The 20797-nt window shown below is 55.6% G+C and carries 16 protein-coding genes; 4 read left to right on the top strand and 12 right to left on the bottom strand.

Annotated elements, in window-relative coordinates; all coding sequences use genetic code 11:
* The first annotated feature begins 25 nt into the window (after positions 1–25).
* On the top strand, positions 26–1705 hold the full coding sequence (locus DFK18_RS04985) for a flagellar assembly protein A (RefSeq protein ID WP_114417123.1): 1680 nt from the start codon (positions 26–28) through the stop codon (positions 1703–1705).
* Positions 1706–1735: 30 nt separating this feature from the next.
* On the opposite strand, the gene DFK18_RS04980 is transcribed toward DFK18_RS04985, so the two are convergent.
* The 5 genes from DFK18_RS04980 to DFK18_RS04960 form a co-directional block, all read right to left on the bottom strand.
* Entirely contained in the window at positions 1736–4564 is a 2829-nt protein-coding gene (locus DFK18_RS04980; protein WP_114417122.1) for an FAD-binding and (Fe-S)-binding domain-containing protein, read from the bottom strand.
* A 125-nt stretch (positions 4565–4689) separates the two neighbouring features.
* Positions 4690–6390 (bottom strand): L-lactate permease, encoded by a 1701-nt coding sequence (locus DFK18_RS04975; protein ID WP_114417121.1) that lies wholly within the window; start codon positions 6388–6390, stop codon positions 4690–4692.
* A gap of 205 nt (positions 6391–6595) precedes the next feature.
* Positions 6596–7255: a LutC/YkgG family protein gene (locus tag DFK18_RS04970; RefSeq protein WP_114417120.1), complete on the bottom strand. Its 660-nt coding sequence runs from the start codon at positions 7253–7255 to the stop codon at positions 6596–6598.
* Complete coding sequence (locus DFK18_RS04965) at positions 7252–8697, bottom strand: LutB/LldF family L-lactate oxidation iron-sulfur protein (protein ID WP_114417119.1); 1446 nt, start codon at positions 8695–8697, stop codon at positions 7252–7254. Before DFK18_RS04965 ends, DFK18_RS04970 begins: the two co-directional genes overlap by 4 nt.
* On the bottom strand, positions 8694–9491 hold the full coding sequence (locus tag DFK18_RS04960; protein WP_114417118.1) for a (Fe-S)-binding protein: 798 nt from the start codon (positions 9489–9491) through the stop codon (positions 8694–8696). The genes DFK18_RS04965 and DFK18_RS04960 overlap by 4 nt, the downstream gene beginning before the upstream one ends.
* Positions 9492–9888: 397 nt before the next feature.
* Between DFK18_RS04960 and DFK18_RS04955 the strand changes: the two genes are divergently transcribed.
* Genes DFK18_RS04955 through DFK18_RS04945 form a run of 3 tightly spaced genes read left to right on the top strand, consistent with a single transcriptional unit; the run spans position 9889 to position 13956 of the window.
* Positions 9889–10650, top strand: a complete 762-nt coding sequence (locus tag DFK18_RS04955; protein ID WP_114417117.1) for an FCD domain-containing protein — start codon at positions 9889–9891, stop codon at positions 10648–10650.
* Entirely contained in the window at positions 10647–12596 is a 1950-nt protein-coding gene (locus tag DFK18_RS04950; RefSeq protein ID WP_114417116.1) for a sensor histidine kinase, read from the top strand. The genes DFK18_RS04955 and DFK18_RS04950 overlap by 4 nt, the downstream gene beginning before the upstream one ends.
* The gene (locus tag DFK18_RS04945; protein WP_114417115.1) at positions 12589–13956 is read left to right on the top strand and encodes a sigma-54-dependent transcriptional regulator; all 1368 of its coding nucleotides are present in this window, start codon (positions 12589–12591) and stop codon (positions 13954–13956) included. Before DFK18_RS04950 ends, DFK18_RS04945 begins: the two co-directional genes overlap by 8 nt.
* On the opposite strand, the gene DFK18_RS04940 is transcribed toward DFK18_RS04945, so the two are convergent.
* The 7 genes from DFK18_RS04940 to tsaC all read right to left on the bottom strand — a co-directional run bounded on the left by DFK18_RS04940 (position 13953) and on the right by tsaC (position 20781).
* Positions 13953–15161, bottom strand: a complete 1209-nt coding sequence (locus DFK18_RS04940) for a multidrug effflux MFS transporter (protein ID WP_114417114.1) — start codon at positions 15159–15161, stop codon at positions 13953–13955. The genes DFK18_RS04945 and DFK18_RS04940 overlap by 4 nt on opposite strands.
* 148 nt (positions 15162–15309) lie before the next feature.
* Positions 15310–15777, bottom strand: a complete 468-nt coding sequence (ybaK, locus tag DFK18_RS04935) for a Cys-tRNA(Pro) deacylase (RefSeq protein WP_114417113.1) — start codon at positions 15775–15777, stop codon at positions 15310–15312.
* Positions 15778–15789: 12 nt separating this feature from the next.
* The gene (gene dgt / locus DFK18_RS04930; RefSeq protein WP_114417112.1) at positions 15790–17298 is read right to left on the bottom strand and encodes a dGTPase; all 1509 of its coding nucleotides are present in this window, start codon (positions 17296–17298) and stop codon (positions 15790–15792) included.
* 1 nt (position 17299) lies between these two features.
* A complete protein-coding gene (gene aroE, locus DFK18_RS04925; protein ID WP_114417111.1) occupies positions 17300–18139 on the bottom strand; it encodes a shikimate dehydrogenase in 840 nt (279 codons plus the stop codon).
* A 1-nt stretch (position 18140) separates the two neighbouring features.
* On the bottom strand, positions 18141–19250 hold the full coding sequence (locus DFK18_RS04920) for an NAD(P)/FAD-dependent oxidoreductase (protein WP_114417110.1): 1110 nt from the start codon (positions 19248–19250) through the stop codon (positions 18141–18143).
* A 14-nt stretch (positions 19251–19264) separates the two neighbouring features.
* Entirely contained in the window at positions 19265–20185 is a 921-nt protein-coding gene (gene hemF, locus DFK18_RS04915) for an oxygen-dependent coproporphyrinogen oxidase (RefSeq protein ID WP_114417109.1), read from the bottom strand.
* A 26-nt stretch (positions 20186–20211) separates the two neighbouring features.
* Positions 20212–20781 carry an L-threonylcarbamoyladenylate synthase type 1 TsaC gene (tsaC, locus tag DFK18_RS04910; RefSeq protein WP_114417108.1) on the bottom strand — a complete coding sequence of 190 codons (570 nt, stop codon included), beginning with the start codon at positions 20779–20781 and terminating at the stop codon, positions 20212–20214.
* Between the last annotated feature and the right edge of the window lie 16 nt (positions 20782–20797).

Raw genomic sequence — 20797 nt, 5'->3', positions numbered from 1 at the left:
GAATTACTGTATAAGGAAAAAGCAGATGGCCAGAAAAGAAGAAGATCAAGAGACACCCCAGGAGCTGCCCAGCGCCCTGGAGCTTGGTTTTGCTTTTCAACTTCACGAGGATACCCAGGAGCTCTGGGTCGCCTTTGAACCCCTGGAAGTCAGCCGTGAGCTGACCAAGGAACAGTTCCATCAGGTGGTTCAGGAAGCAGGCTTCCAAAGCCGGGATTTTCCTCTCATCAACCAGAATATCAGCGTGCTCCTGGATGCTGTTCGGCGCAAGGAAAGCAAGGATATTTGTATCAGCATTCCCGTGGATGGGCGTGCCGAGGTCTTTCTCAACCCTAGCAAGCTACTCGCCGGTGTCGTGATTTTTGGTGCTCAGGGCCGGGGCAAGGCTGTTGATCAGGAGCAGCTGCAGCAGGTCATCAAAAAAGCCAAAATCAGCCATGGCCTGATGGAGGATGTTCTTGAGACCCTGGTCGATCCCGAATTAAATGAACGCCTTCGTAACACCGAAGAGGTCTATTGTACGGTCATCGCTTACGGTGAAGCGGCCTATAACGGTCAGGATGCCTGGCTGGAAACCCTAGTCAAGGATGCCTCTGATCGCCGTCCACTCGAAGATGAAACCGGTCGGGTGGATTTTCTCGACTATGGCGAATTTCCCTTTATCGAGGAAGACACCCCTCTGATGCGCCGCCACCCTCCTACCAAGGGTCAGCCTGGCATGAGTGTCACCGGCAAGACGCTACGCGCCAAGGATGGTAAGGATATCCAGTTCCGTATCAAGGATGCCAGCGTCAAGACTGCTGAAGATGACGAGGATCTCCTGGTCGCCGCCAGTGGTGGTATTCCGGTGATCAGCGACAAGGGCGTGCACATTGAGCAGCTGTTGAAAATCGATAAGGTGGATATCGAAACCGGGCATGTTCGCTATCGTGGCAGCGTGGAAATCAAGGGTGATGTCCGCGATGGTATGCAGGTCATCGCCACGGGTGATATCAAGATTGGCGGAGTCGTCGATGCCGCCTTTATCAAATCCGGTGGACATATAGAATGTGTCGGTGGGGTAATAGGCCACACCGGCAGCGAATACATTACTGAAAAGGCTGCGCTGGTGGCCGAATGCAGTATCAAGGCGCGCTTCGCCCATGAGGCCAGAATGCAGGCCAACCAGGAGATCATCATCGGCAATCAGGTGATGCACTCGCAATTGGTTGCCGGTTCTTATATTCAGGTTCAGGGAAAGGGGCAGGTCGTGGGCGGTCACCTAAAGGCGGCAGACTCCCTGGAAATGAGCACCAGCGGCGCGCTCGCCTACACGGAGACGCATCTGGAAGTGGGCGAATGCAGCAAGCTGGAAGAGGAATACACTGAGCTGCTGGGCCAGCTCAAGCACCTTGAAGATCAGAAGTACCAATTGATTGAACTGGCTCGCAAAACGCGCAAAGCGGGCAAGGAAGAGCTGGCCAAAAAGAAGGACCAACTGATTCGCGCCAAGGAAACCCTGCAATTCCGCTCGGCTCAGCTCAACAAGGATCTGCACGAACTGGAAGAAAAGCTCAAGCGCTTTTATGCCGCCAAGATCCAGGTCAATCGACGCGCCTATCCAGGCACGCTGCTCAAGATTGCCGGTCGTGATTATGAGGTCAGCAAGGAATTGGACAAGGTCACCTTCATCCTCAAGGAAGACAAGGTTCAAACCCGGCAGTAAAAGCCGGCCTCACTTGGAGGCCAGCTAGGGTCAAGTGCTGACTTCGTCCACCAGATAGAGAATTGACTGATAGTTGACCCCGCTATGCTGGGTCAGACCCAGTTCACAGGTACGGCTATTGGAATAGCCTTCTTCACAGCCTGCCACTTCTTTACGCAGATCCTGCAAGGCCGAAGCATTCAGATCCGGCTGTTGGAATCCCCGATCACCGGCAAAACCGCAGCAGGTGACCGATTCAGGCAGAACAATTTCTTCCACACAGGCCTTGGCCAGTTTGACCAGAAGATCACCCTTACCCCGACGTGTGGTGGAGCAGGTCACATGCACTGCCACCCTGGCTTTTTTGGGCGTCAGTTTCAGACGATCCAGCAGCTTTTCCGCGACAAATTCGCTGGCTTCATAGACCTGAAGTTGCGGGAGAACACCGTTTTCTTCCAGGCGGAAATTACACGGACTGGTATCGGCAATCACCGGCCAGCGCCCCTGTTCGGATGCCTTGTAGAGGGCAGCCACCAATTCCGCCTGCTTGCTGTCAGCCACTTCAAAAAGCCCCTTCGACTGGAAAGGCATACCGCAGCAGAGTGCATCCACACCTTCAGGGAAGATGACCCGATAGCCTGCCTTGTGCAGCAGGTTGATGGTCACTTCACTCAGGTCTTCGCTGGTGGAGGCATCCTTGTTCTGTCCCAGAACGCGGCTGGCACAGGAAGGCCAGTAGACTACAGCCGGTGCCTCGGGGTCGCTGGGTGCGGGCACCCTTGTTCCTAGCTTGTTCATAGCTTTGGCTGGCTGGGGCATACTCGGCAGCCAGTGGCCTACGGCCTCGACACCGGCCTTGCGCGCCAGGGTCATGCTTGCAGCCATACCGGAATCACCGATCACCTTGCGGCCCATCTGAGCCAGGCGGATTCCTCCCCGGGCCATGCGAGTCACCCCATCAAAATGACTGGCAATCCAGCGCGCCTTATTTTGATGCTTGAGGTTCTGCTGGCGTCGAATCCCCCGGACCAGATCCCCGGTGTTGATCCCCACCGGACACTGGGTAGAACAAAGACCATCGGCAGCACAGGTATCCAGGCCCTGGTACTGGTAGGCCGCTTCCAGGCGATCAATGCTTTCGGCATCCTCTCCCTGCTGGCGACGACGCTGCAATTCACGCCAGATCACGATGCGCTGACGTGGGGTCAGCGTCAGGCGACGTGACGGACACACCGCTTCACAAAAGCCGCACTCGATACACTTGTCGACCAGCGGATCGGCTTCGGGCAGAGGCTTGAGATTCTGCAGGTGAATCTGGGCATTATCTGAAAGAATCACGTCCGGATTCAGCAGATTGGCTGGATCAAACAGCTGCTTGATGGCTTTCATCAAGGCATAGGCTTCACTGCCCCATTCCAGCTCGACATAGGGGGCCATATTACGCCCGGTGCCATGCTCCGCTTTCAGGGAGCCACCATACTTAACAGCCACCAACTGGGCCACTTCATCCATCAGGGCTTCATAACGCTCAACTTCGGCAGGATCATCAAAACCCTGGGTAAAGACAAAGTGAAGATTGCCTTCCAGCGCATGACCAAACAGGATGGCTTCATTGTATTCATATTTGCGGAACAGAGCCTGGAGTTCAGTGACCCCTTCGGCCAAGCGCTCCAGAGGGAAGGCCACGTCCTCGATAATGACCGTGGTGCCGATCACCCGCTCCGCACCCACCGCCGGGAAGGTGCCCTTGCGAATCTTCCAGTAGAGTTCGTAGGTTTTCAGATCCAGCGTGAAGTGAACCGGCTGCAGGGTGGTCATACCTTCCAAGGCAGCCGTCACCTCAGCAATATTCTTCTCCAGATGCTCGCTGTCACTACCCCGCACATCGACTAATAGGGCTGCCGCCTCTTCGGGCAGACTTTTAAGGTCGGTAGGCATACCCGGCATCTCTTCCACGGCACGCAGAGCCGCGCGGTCGAGAAGCTCCACTGCCGATACCGGTGTCGGCTTCATGGCGGTGGTGGCCCGACAGGCCGAAGCCATATCCGGGAAATAAATCAGGGCGGCCGCCTTATTGGGATAATCCGGCACCGTGCGATAGGTAATCTCGCTGATAAAACCCAGAGTACCCTCGGAGCCGATCAACAGATGCTTGAGGATTTCCAGCGGATCAACAAAATCCACCAGCGCATTGAGACTATAGCCCGTGGTGTTTTTCAGGCGGTACTTGTGGCGGATCTTCTCGGCCAGAGCAATATTATGGCGGGTCTCCTCACCAAGATTTGCCAGCCGCTCCAGCCAGTCTCCATGTGACTGGCGAAAAGCGGCAACGGATTCCGGATCAGCAGTATCCAGGAGGCTGCCATCGGCAAAAACCACACGAATATCCTGCAGGGTATTGTAGGAGTTCTGTGCTGTACCACAGCACATACCGGAGGCATTGTTAGCCGCAATACCGCCGATCATGCAGGCATTGATGGATGCCGGATCCGGGCCAATTTTACGATTCAGGGGTGCCAGATACTTGTTGGCCTGGGCACCGATAACACCCGGCTTGAGGCGGATGGCCTCACCGGATTCGAGGATTTCATGATCCTTCCAGCCGTTACCCAGCTGAATCAGAACCGAATCGGTCACGGCCTGACCGGAAAGGGAAGTACCCGCCGCGCGAAAAGTGACCGGCAAACCCCGTTCAGCACTTTCCTTGAGCACCAGTTGAACTTCCTGCTCGGATTCCACGCGCACGACCAGGCCGGGAACCAGGCGATAGAAGCTGGCATCCGTACCATAAGCCAGGGTACGCAGCTCATCACTGATCAGCCGTTGTTCAGGAAGCTGTTGAGCCAGGGCCTGGTGCAATTCAGAGTAGGGAGAAGACATAAGCGGTGTTCCAGGAAAAAGTTGAACTTGATTGGGCAGTCCAGCTGCCCTGTCCTCCTGATCGAATAGCAGCACCCTCCCTGGTGCTGACCCGGACCGCAAGCGGCCCGGAAAGGACTGCTGAATTACTGACCCAGCAGCGGATCGGCAATACCCAGACCGTAGATAGCAATCAAACCAATAATGCCGGCAAACAGGAAGTAGTAGATGGTGGGGATGATCGTCATCCGCAACGTCCGTCCTTCCCGGCCCAGCAGGCCCACAGTCGCTGAAGCAGCCACCACGTTATGAATGGCAATCATGTTACCGGCAGCAGCACCCACAGCCTGAAGAGCAACCAGCATGGCGCTGGAAATACCCAGCAGTTCACCCACGCTGAACTGGAACTGCGACAGCATCAGGTTGGAAACCGTGTTGGAACCGGCAATAAAGGCACCCAGGCCACCAACCAGTGGTGCAAACAGCGGATAGATGCCACCCACGGCTTCAGATACCAGCTGCGCCATGGCGACCGGCATGGAAGGCAGGTCAGCTGCATTCACACCCGAGTTGATCAGGATACGGACCATGGGAATGGTAAAGATAAGGACAAAACCGGCACCCAACAGGGTACGGGATGACTCGTTCAAAGCCGCCTTGAGTTCGCCAAATTTCATCTGGTGCAGGAAGTAGGTAATCGCGACCACCATCACCATGATGCCACCAGGCAGGTAGAGCGGCTGAATCGCGCCGGAAATGCCCTCTTCACCCAGAATATTGCTCCAACCAAAGCTCAGGAAGCTGGTGAAAAAGCCTTTGATTTCAGGGCTAACGCGTGAAGCAACCAGAATTGCAGCCAGCAGAACATAAGGGGTCCAGGCTTTAACACCGGACATGGGCATCTTGCCAGCAATCTGGTCCATTTTGATTTCCAGCTTACCCATCCACTCGGCAGGCCAGTCTTTAGGATCAGCAAAAGTCCAAGGCGTCTTGGGCATCAGGAAACCTGCCTTGGCCGCAGGAACAACGATCGCCAGACCAACCAGGGCACCAATCATGGAGGGGAACTCAGGACCCAGGAAGACACCGGCAGCAGCATAGGGAAGAACAAAGGCCAGACCGGCAAAGATGGCAAAAGGAGCCACAGCCAGACCCTCGGTCCAGGACTTATTCTTGCCAAAGAAGCGTGTCAGCATCATGCACATGAACAGCGGCATGAACAAACCAACGATGGCATGGGTAATCGCCACTTCAGAAGTAATCAGCTGGTAGAAAACATCCCAGTTGGAACCCTGGGCAGCCAGTTGTTCACTGATACCGGACTTATTCAGACCACCGGAAACACCCACAACGATGGGCGTACCCACGGCACCGAAAGAAACCGGCGTGGATTGAATCATCATGCCGATCATGACCGCACCCAGTGCCGGGAAGCCCAGGGCAACCAGCAGAGGCGCAGCAACAGCAGCCGGGGTACCAAAACCTGAGGCACCCTCGATAAAACAACCGAACAGCCAGGCAACGATCACAGCCTGAACACGACGGTCAGGGCTGATACCGGAAAAGCCGGTACGGATGGCGGTAATGGCACCGGAATGCTTGAGCGTATTCAGCAGCAGGATGGCACCAAAGATAATCCAGAGGATGGCGCCGGTGAGGATCAGGCCCTGGAAACTGGAAGCCAACACTCTGTTCAGAGTCATATCCCAGGCAAACAAACCGATCAGGGCGGTGACGATAAATACAATCGGCATGGCCAGGCGTGCGGGCAGATTCAGACCCAACAGCAGAATGCCAGCCAGTACCAAAGGCGCAAAGGCCACTAGGGACAGCAGGGTTTCAGACATGGTATATTTCCTATCGCTTAATTGCTCTTGTTGTCATTATTGACAGCACCCTGGGACCACCTCCTCTCACAAAGGGGGTCTCAGGGATCTTTTTACGGGGCTTAAGCCCTCTTTAATTTTGTCCGGCAAGCGGCCGGACAAATCACTCCAGGAAGGTAAGCTTCACCTCCCTGCTTTAGTGACAGCTTCACAACTCCCGGTAGCACTACTCCAACACCAAGACGACCAGCTCAGCAGGTCCGTGCACGCCGTAGGCCAGGGTCTGCTCAATATCTGCCGTCTTGGACGGACCGGAAATCAGCAGAGCATTAGTGGGTAGGCCTTGATTAACCCAGCCCTGAGTGGAAAGGGCTTCATGGAAGGTGGCATAAATCTGGTCCGCTTCCAGCAGGACAAAATGCACCGGTGGCACCAGGGTCATCAAACGCGGTTCCTGGGTATCCGGCCAGAGAATCAGGGAACCGGTTTCAGCAATCGCCCCGCGACAGGTTGTCAGGGAGGCATCCACCTGATTGAACAGCTCGCTTTTCCAGTTCTCAATGGGCTGATCGTAGGCCAGTAATTCAGGCAGGTCGCCATGCCACTGCTCACGCAATTCCTGGCCGGGTTTGCGCTCGGGACTGACCAGCAGATTGCTCAGTTGCTTTTCTGCCAACAAGCGCAACAATTCAGGCACCCATTGCTGGGCAGGAACCCGATGTACCTCGCCATGGACGGATTCGATTTTCTGCTGAAAGAGATCCAGCTTTTCCGCTGCACTCCAGTCACGATCGCGCACCGGAGCAAAATCACTTCTTGGCAGAGCAAAACTGGCTTTGCGGCCTGCACGCAGGCGTCTGAGAATATTACTGCGAGCCTGGTTCATGAGCGGCCTCCGGCATTGGACTTCTGGGCATGTTCACGCATCATCTGCTGGAAGGATTTGCTGGCAATACGCGGTGGCGTGCGATAACGCGTCCAGCCACCCAGCTTGCTGGGCATCAGACCGCGCAGACTGGTCATCATGCGCGTACCCAAGCGATAAAAACCGGCATGGGCATGCATCTTGGCCCAGCCTTTCCAGGCTAGAACTTCCAGAAAACGGCGTTTGACACCGTGACCGGAAACCACGGAAGGCCGCAGGCTATCACCATCGACCGCTTCCTTACGCAAGCGCTGAAGCAGCTTGGGAATGGGAATCTTCACCGGGCAGACTTCACCACAGGCACCGCAGAGGGTGGAGGCTGAAGGCAGATCCCGGGTTTTATCCAGGCCGAGTAAATGCGGCATCAGAATTTTGCCGATGGGACCTGGATAGGTGGTGCCATAGGCATGACCACCCACGCGGGTATAAACCGGGCAGTGGTTCATGCAAGCCCCGCAGCGGATACAACGCAGGGTATCCAGCAATTCTTCATCCTGGTAGATACTGGAGCGACCGGAATCCACCAGGACCAGGTGGACCTCTTCCGGGCCGTCTTTTTCCTCTTCCTTGCGCGGGCCGGAAATCATATTGACGTAGGTAGTGACATGCTGGCCGGTGGCCGAACGAGTTAGAAGCGCCAGCAAGGGGGTGACATCTTCCAGTTTCTCCACCACCTTCTCGATGCCGGTAACAGCAATGTGGCAGGAGGGCGTGGTCGTGGTCAGACGACCATTGCCTTCATTTTCCACCAGACAAAGGGTTCCGGTTTCTGCCACGGCAAAGTTGACCCCGGATACACCCACATCAGCCTGCATGAATTTTTCCCGCAGTTGCTGACGCGCACTGGCGGTCAGATAGGCAACATCGCGCGAAGGCTGAGTCCCGGTTTTTTCATGCATCAGCGCCGAGATTTCATCGGTATTCTTGTGAATGGCCGGCATGATGATGTGCGAAGGAGTTTCTTCAGCCAGCTGCACCAGGTATTCACCCAGGTCGGATTCCAGGGCCTCGATACCGGCTTCTTCCAGATAGGCATTCAGCTCCATCTCTTCAGAAACCATGGACTTGCCCTTGATGACCTTCTTGGCATCGCGCGCCTGGCAGATATCACGAATAATCTCGCAGGCCTGATCCCCGTTTTCCGCCCAGTGAACACGTACACCCTGGCGGGTTAAATTGGCTTCCAGCTCTTCCAGCAATTCCGGCAACCGCGAAAGCGCACGCAAGCGTACTGCTGCACCCAAGTCACGCAGGCCTTCCAGATCCCAATCGGCAAAAGCCTGCTGGCGTTTACCCATGAGACCATCCATCGCCTTGCGGAAGTTATTGCGAATCTGGCTATCCTGCAGGGCAGCATGAACGCGAGGATGAAATTCCTGAACGGCTTCCTGGTGCTGGCTCATACTTTACCTCCGGCATTCACGGGGGCCTTGTCTGCAGCCTGCAAGCGTTTCCACAGGAAGCTGAGGATATGCTCGCCCTTGAGAGGCAGCTGCTGTTTTTCACTGTAACCGGCAATGTTCATCAGGCAGCCACAGTCAGTGGTCACAAATTCTTCGGCACCGGCAGCGGCCAGGGCTTCGGCCTTGTCCTGCACCATGGCACCGGAAATCTCTTCGTGGCGTACGGCAAAGGTGCCGCCAAAACCACAGCATTCTGCAGGACGCGCCTGCTCAACCAACTCCACCTGATCCAACTGCTGCAAAAGGGCAGGGCCGACCTCGGCAATTCCCATTTCACGACGCGCCGAACAGGAGGTGTGCATGGCCACCTTCACTGGCTGCCCCTGGTCTTCCAGGCGCAGGTTGCAAACCCGCAAAAGAAAATCGGTCAGTTCCCAGGTACGACCAGCCAAGGCTTCAGCCTGGCTTTGCTGAGGCGTGCCGGCAAAGAGTTCAGGATAGTGTTTGCGCATCATTCCGGCGCAAGAGCCGGAAGGCACGACAACGGGGTAGTCTTCTGGAAAGAGACCCAGCTGCGGGAGAATGACTTCGCGCGCCTGGTCGTTAAAACCTGATGAGTAGGCTGGCTGGCCACAGCAGGTTTGCTTCTCGGGAAAGATGACCTCTATCCCTTCTCGCTCCAGAAGCTGCACACCGGCCATCCCTGCTTCCGGATAAAACAAGTCGACCAGACAGGTGGCATAGAAATACACCTTCTGGGGTTTGGACGGATACATCTTGATCGGATCACTCATCAGTCACTACCTGGCTTGTGTTTTTATCTTGAAATAATTGGTCATACCAATTTACAAGCTTGAATGCGCTAATCCTAGGCAGCTTACTGGCAGCTGTCAAACAAGGAAGCTGCTTTTTGCTACTTTTGTCTAATGACGCCAAATCACCTCCTGTTGCTGCCAACAGTCAGGATTTTGCTTCTAAGTGACTGCCCTTCCTAATTATTTTTCTTTCAGCTTAGACATAAAATCCTGCCTTCGCTCAAGTGCCGGATCATGGCTTAAAATAGGCTGGTTTTTACCGGCCGGCTGATGGGTAAGGGTTTGCTGTTCGCACCAACCACAGCTTTATTTCGGCCCGAAAACTTGCTAGATTATTGGTCATACCAATTAAACACTGTTTGCAGGAAGCCGCTTCATGTCTTACACCCGAGTGGAAACCCGCCGTATTTCCGATGTCATCATGCAGCAGCTGGAAAGCATGATTGTCGAGGGCAGCTTTAAACCCGGACAAAAGTTACCCCCGGAGCGGGAGCTGGCCACCCAGTTCGGCGTCTCCCGCCCTTCGCTTCGAGAGGCTATTCAAAAACTGGCTGCCCGAGGCCTGCTGGTGAGTAAACAGGGGGGCGGCACCTACGTCAGTGAGCAGGTGGGTTCCGCTTTCAGCGACCCCCTGATGCAACTGCTGGGCAGTCATTCGGAATTCCACTATGACCTCCTGGAGTTCCGCCATGCGCTGGAAGGCCTTTCTGCCTACTATGCGGCTCTACGCTCGACCAATGCCGATAAGGAACTGCTGGAAAAACGCTTTGAAGAATTGACCTCAACCTATGATGAAATGGACCCGGTCAAGGAGGCCGAAGCCGACGCCGCCTTCCATCTGGCGATTGCTGAAGCCGCCCATAACGTAGTGCTGCTGCATTCCATGCGCGGTCTTTTTAACCTGCTGGAAAAAAGCATTGTGGATAATTTATCCAGTCTGTTTGAGCGCAAGGATTCCCGCCCCCTGCTTTATAAGCAGCACAAGGAGCTGCTGGATGCCATCCTCGCGGGTGATCCAGAAAAAGCCCAGAGCAAATCCCACCAGCATCTGGTGTATGTCGAAGATGGTCTTCTCGAACTATCCAAGCAGGAAACCCGTATCCAAAGAGCCCTGAGACGAGTACAGGTGGCCGTTTGAAGTCGGTCGACCCTCTGAACTGGCAGCAACCCTGGAAGAGCCTGCATCTGCTGAGTTTACTGTTGCTGGCCATCCTCCTGTTATGGCAAACCGCGCGATTGACCTGGAACCAGGAGTTAGAGCGTCTGGAAAACCAGGCCAGTAATGAGTTGCGCCTGCACGTCACCGCCTTGAGAGGCAAACTGCAAAAATACGAATATCTGGCCCAGTTACTGACCACCCAGGAAAACCTCAGTGCTTATCTGCAGGCTGATGTCAGTAGCCGACAACTGCAGGAACTCAACCTGGCCCTGGACAGCTATCGGGTCATTTCCGGCGTCACCGATATCTACCTGATGAACACCCGGGGCAAAACCCTGGCCGCCAGCAACTGGTGGCGGCCGGATAGCTTTATCGGCCAGAACTTTGCCTTTCGCCCCTATTTCCAGCAAGCCATGCAAGGGCGACGGGGGCGCTTTTATGGGCTGGGCACCACTTCCGGCGCGCGCGGTTACTATTTTTCCTATCCGGTTTTCTATCAGGAAGAAGTTCAGGGGGTTCTGGTCGTCAAGATCGAGATCCATGCCATAGAAGACCCCTGGCAGGACCCCAGCGGAGAACTCCTGGTCACCGACCCGGATGGCGTCATCTTTATCAGCTCGCGCCCGCAATGGCGACTTTCCACCCTGCAACCCCTGGAAAGTCAGACGCAGGCTCGCATCCAGGCATCACGACGTTATGCCGGACGCCAATTAAGTGCCCTGCCCGTCAACGAACGAGAAACGCTGGAATCCGGTGCCCAGCGCCTGGCTCTGCAACTGGAAAGCGGCTTTACCCAGGATTACCTGCAGCTTAGCCAGGCCATGCCGGAAGCCGGCTGGCAGGTTCATATCATGAAAAAACTGGACCCGGTGCGTAAACAAACCTTCCAGATCCTGCTGCTGACCGGCTTCACCCTGGTCATTCTGGCTTTTACCGCCTTTTATCTACTCCAGCGTCGACGCACCCAGCAGGAGCATGAAGCCTGGAAGGAAGAGGCTCACCAGGCCCTTCAGGCTGCCCATGACGAGCTGGAAACCCGCGTTCTGGAAAGAACTTCGGATCTGTCGGCCAGCAATCAGCGCCTGCTGGATGAAATTCATCAACATCAACAAACCGAAGAAGCACTGAGGGCCACACAAAAAGAACTGGTACAAACCGCCAAACTGGCGGTCCTGGGTCAGCTGGCAGCCAGCATCAATCACGAATTGAACCAACCCCTGGCAGCCCTGCGCAGCTATGCCGAAAATGCCCGCACCTTTTTGGCCCGCAACCGGGTGGAGACAGCCGATTCCAACCTGGAGCAGATTCTGGAATTGACCGAACGCATGGGTGAAATCAGCGCCCAGTTGAAGATGTTCTCGCGCAATAGTGGCGAAAAACTGGTGCCGGTTTCTGTTCAGGCTGCCTGTGATTATGCCCTGCGCCTTTATCGCAGCCCTCTGGAACAGGAATCCATCCAGGTCGAGCTCGACTTTCCCGAACAGGAGGTTTTTGTGCTGGCCGATATGGTTCGCCTGGAACAGGTGCTGGTCAACCTGCTCTCCAACGCCCTCCATGCGCTCAAGGAAAATGATGGCAAGCAGCTGAAAATTTGTGCAGACTCGCTGATCCGGGAAGGCAGCGAATGGGTCAGAATCCAGGTCTGGGATTCCGGCCCCGGCATTCCCAGGCATCGTCTGGATGAAATCTTCGATCCCTTCGTCACCGGCAAGGAACCGGGGCAGGGCCTGGGCCTGGGCCTGTCCATTTCCAATCGCATCGCCAGTGATCTCAACGGCTGGCTGGAAGCTGACAACCATCAGAATTTCCAGCTGCCCACTCAGCCTCTGGAACCGGAAAAGGCAACGGGTGCCGTTTTCAGCCTCTACCTGCCGCCCAGTTATCCGGAAGACCTCCCATCATCAACAGGTAACTCTCATGACTGAAACGCTTCTCCCCGTCATTATTCTCGATGATGAAAAGCACCTGCGCATCAGTCTGGGTCAAACCCTGGAGCTGGCCGGTTATCAGGTGCAAAGCTTTGAAAAAGCCAGCCAGGCTCTCAAGGCATTAACACCTGACTGGCCTGGCGTGGTGATTTCCGATATCCGCATGCCCGGCATGGACGGCATGGAATTTTTGCAGGAAGCTCGCACCCTGGATACCGACCTGCCCGTTATCCTGATCACCGGCCACGGCGATATCTCCACCGCCGTCACCGCCATGCGCGAAGGTGCTTATGATTTTCTGGAAAAACCCTTTCGTAACGAGGTGCTCCTGGATGTTGTCGCCCGGGCTTTGGACAAGCGCCGTCTGACCCTGGAAAACCGTAGCCTGCGTGAGGAGCTGGCCCGCCATTCCACGCCCGGCCCTCGGGTTCTGGGGCGAACCCAGGCCGTTAAACGCCTGATGTCCATGGCCAATCAGCTGGCCCAGGTAGAAACGGATTTGCTCCTCTGGGGGGAAACCGGCACCGGCAAGGATCTGCTCGCCCGTTATATCCATGAGCAAAGCAGCCGCGCCGGAAAAAACTTCGTCGCCATCAACTGCGGGGCCGTGCCGGAAAGCATCATCGAATCCGAGCTTTTCGGTCACGAGCCAGGAGCCTTTACCGGCGCCAGCAAGCGGCGCATCGGTAAGTTCGAGCATGCCAATGGCGGCACCCTGTTTCTGGATGAAATCGAATCCATGCCCTTGAGCCTGCAGGTCAAACTACTGCGCGTTCTCCAGGAGAGGCAACTGGAACGCCTGGGTTCCAATAATGCCATCAGCCTGAATATCCGCGTTATAGCCGCCACCAAAACCGATCTTAAGGCGGCTTCGGCTGAAGGCAGCTTTCGTGAAGACCTCTACTACCGCTTGAACGTGGTTACCCTGGATATTCCGCCCCTCAGGGATCGCCGTGATGATGTGCCCCTGCTCTTCCAGCACTTTGCCATCGTTGCCGCCACCCGCTCCGGCCTGGAAGCTCCCACACCGACACCGGCTCAGGTTTCCCTGCTGATGAGCCACGATTGGCCGGGCAATGTCCGGGAACTGCGCAACCTGGCTGAACGCTATGTACTTCTGGGTGCCACCTGCGACTACGATTTGGAGCAACTGATGTTTGGCAATTCCAGCCGTCAGCCGCTCACCCTGCCCGAGCAGGTAGAAATGTTCGAGAAAAGCCTGATTGAACAGGCACTGGGACGCAACAAGGGCTCTATCAAGGCCACGCTGGAAGACCTCAGCCTCCCGCGCAAGACCCTCTACGACAAGCTGAAAAAATACGGCTTATCGCGTGAGGATTTTCTCGCCGAAGACTAGCAGTTTTCAGCTGCTGCCATAGCAGCCTTTTCTTTCGCAACGGCCGCCGGAGCGCCTAGTACGAGCAGAAAGGCTCCTGTTGAGCAAATCAACATACTCAGTACGATGGTGATCAAGGAATCGCCGGCAAAAGCCGAGGACAGGGCGCTGATTCCTCCAGAGACGGTAAACTGGGTTGCTCCCAGAAGGGCCGCTGCGGTTCCACCCAGATGCGGGAAGAACTCCAGGGCATTGGCCATATTGTTGGGAATGATACCGCCCTGAAAGCCAATTGCCGCGATAATGCAGGCAGCCACCGCCCAGAAGGGACCATCCAGCAGGACCACGGCCACCAGGGAAAGCATGGACATAAACTGCAGAATCACCTGAATACGCAGCAAAATGACCGAAGGTACCTTGCGTAACAGAGGGCGGTTAATCAAGTTAAGCGTTGCCATTAAAGCGATATTTGCAGCGAAAAGCAGCGAAAAAGCCGTATTGGACAAGCCAAACCACTCCTGGTAAATAAACGAGGAATGGGTAATAAACAGCAGCATGGTGCTGAAGCAGAGCACCTGAATACCCACAAAACGCATGGTGGTCTTGTGCTTGAGCACCAGCAGGTAGTTGGTGACCAGTGTTTTCACAGGGGTGGTGGCCGGAGGCCGGGGCGTCAAATGCGGAAAGAGCGCCAGCTGCAAGACGACGGCCAGAAACACCGCATAGCCGGTCAAGACCAGGAAGATCCAGTGCCAATCCCCCATCGCCAGCATTAAAGCACCCAGTGAGGGTGCTGCGGCCGGGGCAATAAACATGATCAGGCCAATCAAACCAAAGAGGCGGGCTGCATCCTGACCACCGGATTCATCGCGTACAATAGCTGGAACCGAGACGGCACAGAAGGCTCCGCCAATGCCTTGCAGAATACGCCAGCTCACCATCTCCACCAGTGAGTCGGCCTGGGCCACCAGGCTGCCGGCAATCGCAAAAATCAGCAGGCCGGTGACAAGAATCAGTTTTCGCCCATAACGATCCGACAGGGGACCACCCACCAGCTGAGCCAGCCCCAGGGTCATCACATAGGCGCTCAGCGTCAGCCCCACTTCAGAATGGGGAATGGCAAAGCCCTCGGCGATTTCCGGAAAAGCGGGCAAATAGGCATCCAGTGCCAGGGGGCCCAGAGCAACGGTCATCCCCAGCAGCACAGCCAATTTCAATTGAGACAAGAGAATCTCCTGACAAACAAGCAAGAAGCAAAAAGACAAGAAAAAGTAGAACGACCAGTCTAAACCCCTGGCGTTCAAAAGAGAAGTCGATCTTGTGAATCGCAATGATTAATAAAATTAATTAGCTTGATGCCTAACGAACGACCTTCTAGCTGACCAAGTCAGCCAGCTGCCCACGTGTCAGGGCCAGCAGATCCTTGGGTGCCAGCTGGATTTCCAGCCCTCGGCGGCCGCCACTAACATTCATCTGCTGCAGTGGCTCGGCTGATTGATGGATAAAGGTCGGCAGGGCTTTTTTCTGCCCCAGGGGGCTGACGCCACCGAGTAGATAGCCCGTGGTTCTTTCCACTTTGGCCGGGTCTGCCAGGCTTGCCTTCTTGGCTTTGGCCGCCTTGGCCAGTTTTTTCAGGTTGAGTTGCTGATCTACCGGTAAAATAGCCACCACCAACTGACCGCTATCCAGCTCGGCGACCAGGGTTTTGAAGACCTCCTCGGGGGAGAGTCCCAACTTTTCTGCTGCTTCCAGACCGTAGGAAGCCGATCCGGGTTCATGGTCGTATTCATGCAGCTGAAAAGCAGTCTTGCGTTTCTTCAGTAAATTGACAGCAGGTGTCACAGGCTTCTCCGGTTAGCGTACAGCGGCCAGGGTCTGGTATTCATCCAGGGCAAATTGATCCGTCATGCCGCTGATCATGTCCTGCAAAAGGCGACAGCGACAATAGGCCTCCCAAACATCGGCCGGAAGCTGCCCAGCGCCCAGGCTGGCAGCAGAAGCACGAAGCTGTTGATAGGCCTTGAGGTGTTTGCGCGGCAGACGCTGGAAGAGGCGGCTTTCCAACAGATAGTCATTCCAGGCTTCGCCGCTTTCCAGCTCCTTAAAATCTTCCTGGGAGAGGCGTAGCAAGGGCAGATAGAAATCCAGCAGACCAAAGAGAATACGGTAGCCTTGCAGCATCAGCGTGGAGACTTCATCAACATTAAAAACATGCTTGAAGGCCACTCGCTTGAGGGTTGTTACCGCTGCATGGCAGGCGGAATCATCCTCCAGCAAAGCCCGATTGAGGCTGCCGGCTTCGATCTCATCCCAACGATCGACAAAGGTTTCTGCGGCATGCTGAACCAGGGGATGAATCAAGCGTACACGCAACCAGACAAAAAATTCATGATCCTTGTTGATGCTTTCTTCGGCTGCCTTGTCGAGGGCAAAATCCACCAGCTGGATAAAGGAATAACCCTGAAAATGCTGGCCTTGCGGGTCCTCGGGATAGCGTTCGGTAAACTCTTGCTTGAGAAGCTCTGCCAGTTTCTGGTGGGTCAGAATGCCTTTATCGACACTGTCTTCCAGATCAGCCAGACAGTAGGCAATATCATCGGCTGCTTCCATCAGGTAGCTCAAGGCAAAGCGATGGCCTGGCTTGAGCTGCAAGGCTTCGTAAAGCGACTGGATGTACTGGCTTTCGGAAAAGTAATAACCAGGCTTTTTCTGCAGATAATCCAATGGCTGATCTTTATCCGGACGCGGCTGGGTGGCGCAGCGAGTGTATTTCAGTGCCGCTGCCACCTGCACATAGGTCAGGTTGAGTTTTTGCAGATTCACCAAGAGGCGCACAGCCTGGGCATTGCCCTCAAAATTGACCAACTCCTGCATCAATTGCCGCCGCAAGTCTTCCTGGGCAGGGTCCTCCAGGGGGCGAGTAAACGCCTGCAGCTCGGGCAGGTGCTCGGCAAACCAGCGTGACAAGGCCGCCTCGCCAAAATGCCCGAAAGGGGGGTTGCCGATATCATGCAGCAGACAGGCCATTTCCACTAGGCTTTCAGCCGAACGCTCCAAGTCCAATAGTTCCCGGTCCGCTCCTCGCTCACGCAGCAGATGAAAAACGCTGCGCGTGATAAAACGACCGGTTTGCTGAACCTCCAGGGAATGGGTCAGGCGACTGCGAACGGCTGCATTGCGTTCCAGAGGAAAAACCTGGGTTTTCTGCTGCAGGCGACGTACGGCAGCCGAGTTAATCACCCGGCCACGGTCACTCTCCAACTGGGCCTCAAAATAGCCCAGCCCCTTCACGGCCAGGCGATAGTTATCGGCCAGCTCATGATGATAGGGTCGAAGTGCAGTCAACTGCTGAATCAAGGACATTTTAACCTGCCTGAATTTCCTGGCGTAGCCGCTGCAGCACACCAGAGGTTTCGGGTCTGACCTGACGCCAGAGGAAAAAGGCTTCAGCAGCCTGCTCAACCAGCATGCCCAGACCATCACTGATCTGCTCGGCACCCTGCTTCTCGGCCCACTGCATAAAGGGGGTCGGCCGGGCCGCGTACATCATGTCATAAGCAGTTGCTCCGGTAGCAAAGAGACCAGCAGGCAAGGGCGGCAGATCACCACTCAGGCTGGCAGAGGTGGCATTGATCACCAGATCGAACTGTTGGCCTTCCAGCCCTGCCCAGTTACAGGCAGTCACCTGGGCCCGAGGCTGCAGGCCGTGAAAAATCTGCACCAGTTGCTGGGCTTTTTCCGGTGTACGGTTGGCAATCTTGAGGCTGGCCACACCCGCTTCCAGCAAGGGTTCCACCACCCCTCTTGCAGCCCCTCCGGCACCGACCAGCAAGACCCGCTGGTTATTCAAATTCAATTGCAGATGCCCCTGAAGATCTCTGACCAGCCCGGCTCCATCCGTATTATCTCCGTAGATCACTTCATTCTTGCCTTTTTGCAGCGTATTCACGGCACCGGCCCGACGCGCTCGTGGCGACAGCTTTTCGGCAAAAACCAGGGCATCGAGTTTGAAGGGTACGGTGACATTAGCCCCTTGCCCACCCTGGTTAAAAAAGGCTTCGGCACTGCCTTGAAAGTCTTCCTCAGGGGCGAGAATCGGCTGATAACTCAGATCCTGCTGGGTTTGTTCGGCAAACCAGCGATGGATTTGCGGTGATTTGCTATGGGCAATGGGGTTGCCAAAAACCGCATATTGATCCGTCACTTCAAACTCCTGTAGCTGTCAGTTGTTGGGTTACTGCTTCGGCCAGGGCCAGGCTGGCTGTCAATCCCGGTGATTCGATTCCGAGCAGGTGCATAACACCCGGGCAGGCGTGAATGGCTTCGCCGACCAGCATGAAATCCTGCTGTGCTTCACGGCTGATCTTGGGGCGCACTCCGGCATAATCCGGCTGGAGGTGTTGCGGCTGCAGCCCTGGCCAATAAGCCTGGATCGCCTGCGCAAAACGATTGCGCGCCTCTTCAGTCACCGAAAAGTCCAGCTTAGCCGGATCCTGCGTTTGCAGCCATTCGACGTCCGGACCAAAACGCGCCCGCCCCTGTAAATCCAGCGTCAAGTGGATTCCCAAGCCACCGGGTTCGGGCAGCGGGTAGATCAGATGGCTAAAGGGGTTCTTTCCCATCAGAGAAAAATACTGGCCTCGGGCAAAGTGGGCCTGGGGCAACCAGGAAGGATTCGCATGCAGCTGACGTGCCAGGTCGACCGCCCAGAGGCCGCCTGCATTGACCAGCAGCTCTACTTGGATTTCATAGTCATCGATTTGCAGGTATTTTTTTTGCGGTGTTAAGTGACCGCCGGTCACCTTTTGCGCTGTCACCAGCTGCCCGCCTGCCGCTTCGAGATCGGCCAGCAGCGACTGCATCAGCGCGTGGCTGTCGATAATCCCGGTGGTCGGTGAATAAAGTGCGGCTTCGACTTGCAGCTCAGGTTCCCAGCGGGTCAATTCCTGCTTGTCCAACCAGGGCAGTTGCTGGCCAGTATTGGTCAGGGCCGTTTGCTGCAGTTGTTTTAATTGCGCCAGCTGATGAGCATTCGAGGCCACGATCAGCTTGCCGCAATTATGATGCTGGATTTGTCGATCCCGACAATACTGATAAAGCAGCCGGTTGCCTTGAACGCAAGTACGCGCTTTAAGGCTGCCGGCCGGATAGTAGAGACCCGCGTGGATTACTTCGGAGTTGCGAGAACTGGTTTCTTCGCCCCAGCGGGTATTTTTTTCCAGCAGAATCACTTCGCGTCCGGCCCGGGCCAGGGAGCGGGCCACAGCCAGCCCCACGACACCCGCACCGATTACGACTGCATCCAGCTTTTCCATGGTGGCTTTCGGGCTTACAAACCGGCTTCGCCCAGCCAGTCTCTGGGCTTGAGGAAATCCCGGTAGAGCTCTTCTTCACGCGATCCGGCTTCGGGTTTCCAGTCGTAGCCCCAACGTACCTGGGGCGGCAAGGACATGAGGATGGATTCGGTACGACCACCGCTTTGCAAACCAAAGAGGGTGCCTCTATCCCAAACCAGGTTGAATTCGACATAGCGGCCGCGACGATAGGCCTGGAATTCACGCTCGCCCTCGCCGTAGGTATGCTCACGACGTTTTCTCACCAGGGGGAGATAGGCAGGCAGATAGCTATCTCCTACCGCCTGCATAAACTGGAAGCAGGTAGCAAAATCAGGCTCGTTAAGATCATCAAAAAAAAGGCCGCCCACTCCTCGGGGTTCATCCCGGTGCTTCAGGTAAAAGTACTCATCACACCAGTCCTTGTAGCGCGGATAAACCTCCGGCCCAAAGGCTTCACAGGCAGAACGGGCAGTCTGGTGCCAGTGAATCACATCTTCCATAAAAGGGTAGTAGGGCGTCAGGTCGTAGCCACCACCAAACCACCAAACAGGTTCTTCACCCGGTTTTTCGGCGACAAAAAAGCGCACATTGGCATGCGAGGTCGGCACATAAGGGTTGCGAGGATGAATAACCAGAGACACGCCCATGGCCTGAAAGCTACGACCAGTTAACTCGGGACGCGAGGCAGTGGCCGAGGCAGGCAGTTGATCACCCTGAACATGGGAAAAGTTAACCCCGCCTTTTTCAATCAGTGTCCCTTCTTCCAGAACCCGGGTTCGTCCTCCGCCCCCGGCTGGTCGCTCCCAGCTGTCTTCCACAAAAGACTGACCATCCTCTTCTTCCAGAGCCTGGCAGATACGATCCTGGAGTTGCAGCAGATAGCTTTTTACGGCTTCGATATCGACCCGGGACACAAATTTCTCCTCACAATTTCAGACGTTCACGGCCTTAAAACCTCACCGGTTTCCAGATCACTGATGCGACTGGGTGCTTCCAGACCGCCCAGGGGGCCATCCAGAATATAATCGACTTCATCGCCAAAGGCTTCCTCGATGGCAGCAAAGGTCGTCAAAGTCGGTTCCCCCGCCAGATTGGCCGAGGTGGAGACTAGCGGACCACCAAAGGTCTCGCAAAGAGCAACCACCCAGGGGTGATCCGTCACTCGCAACGCCACCTTGGGATGCTTGCCACGAATAATCTCCGGGGTATGGCCGTTATCCTTGACCAGCCAGGTGTAGGGCCCCGGCCAACTGGCTTCCAGACGGGCCAGCTGCTCTGCCTCCAAGCCGATCAACCAAGGCTTGAATTGCTGCAGGGAGGAACCGATGAGAATGACTCCCTTGGCAGGGTCTCTTTGTTTGAGTAGCAAAAGGCGTTGAACCGCCCTGCTATTAAAAGGGTCGCATCCCAGTCCCCAAACGGCCTCCGTTGGATAGGCCACCACTCCTCCCTGGCGCAATACCGCTGCTGCTTCGGCAACAGCTTGAGGATCAACAGGTTGTTCGCTCATTTCAATTCACTCAATA

Source organism: Marinospirillum perlucidum (genome assembly GCF_003336805.1).
Lineage (GTDB): Bacteria > Pseudomonadota > Gammaproteobacteria > Pseudomonadales > Halomonadaceae > Marinospirillum > Marinospirillum perlucidum.
The sequence above is the reverse complement of the archived record's forward strand: the minus strand, read 5'-3'. Positions and strand labels throughout refer to the sequence as shown.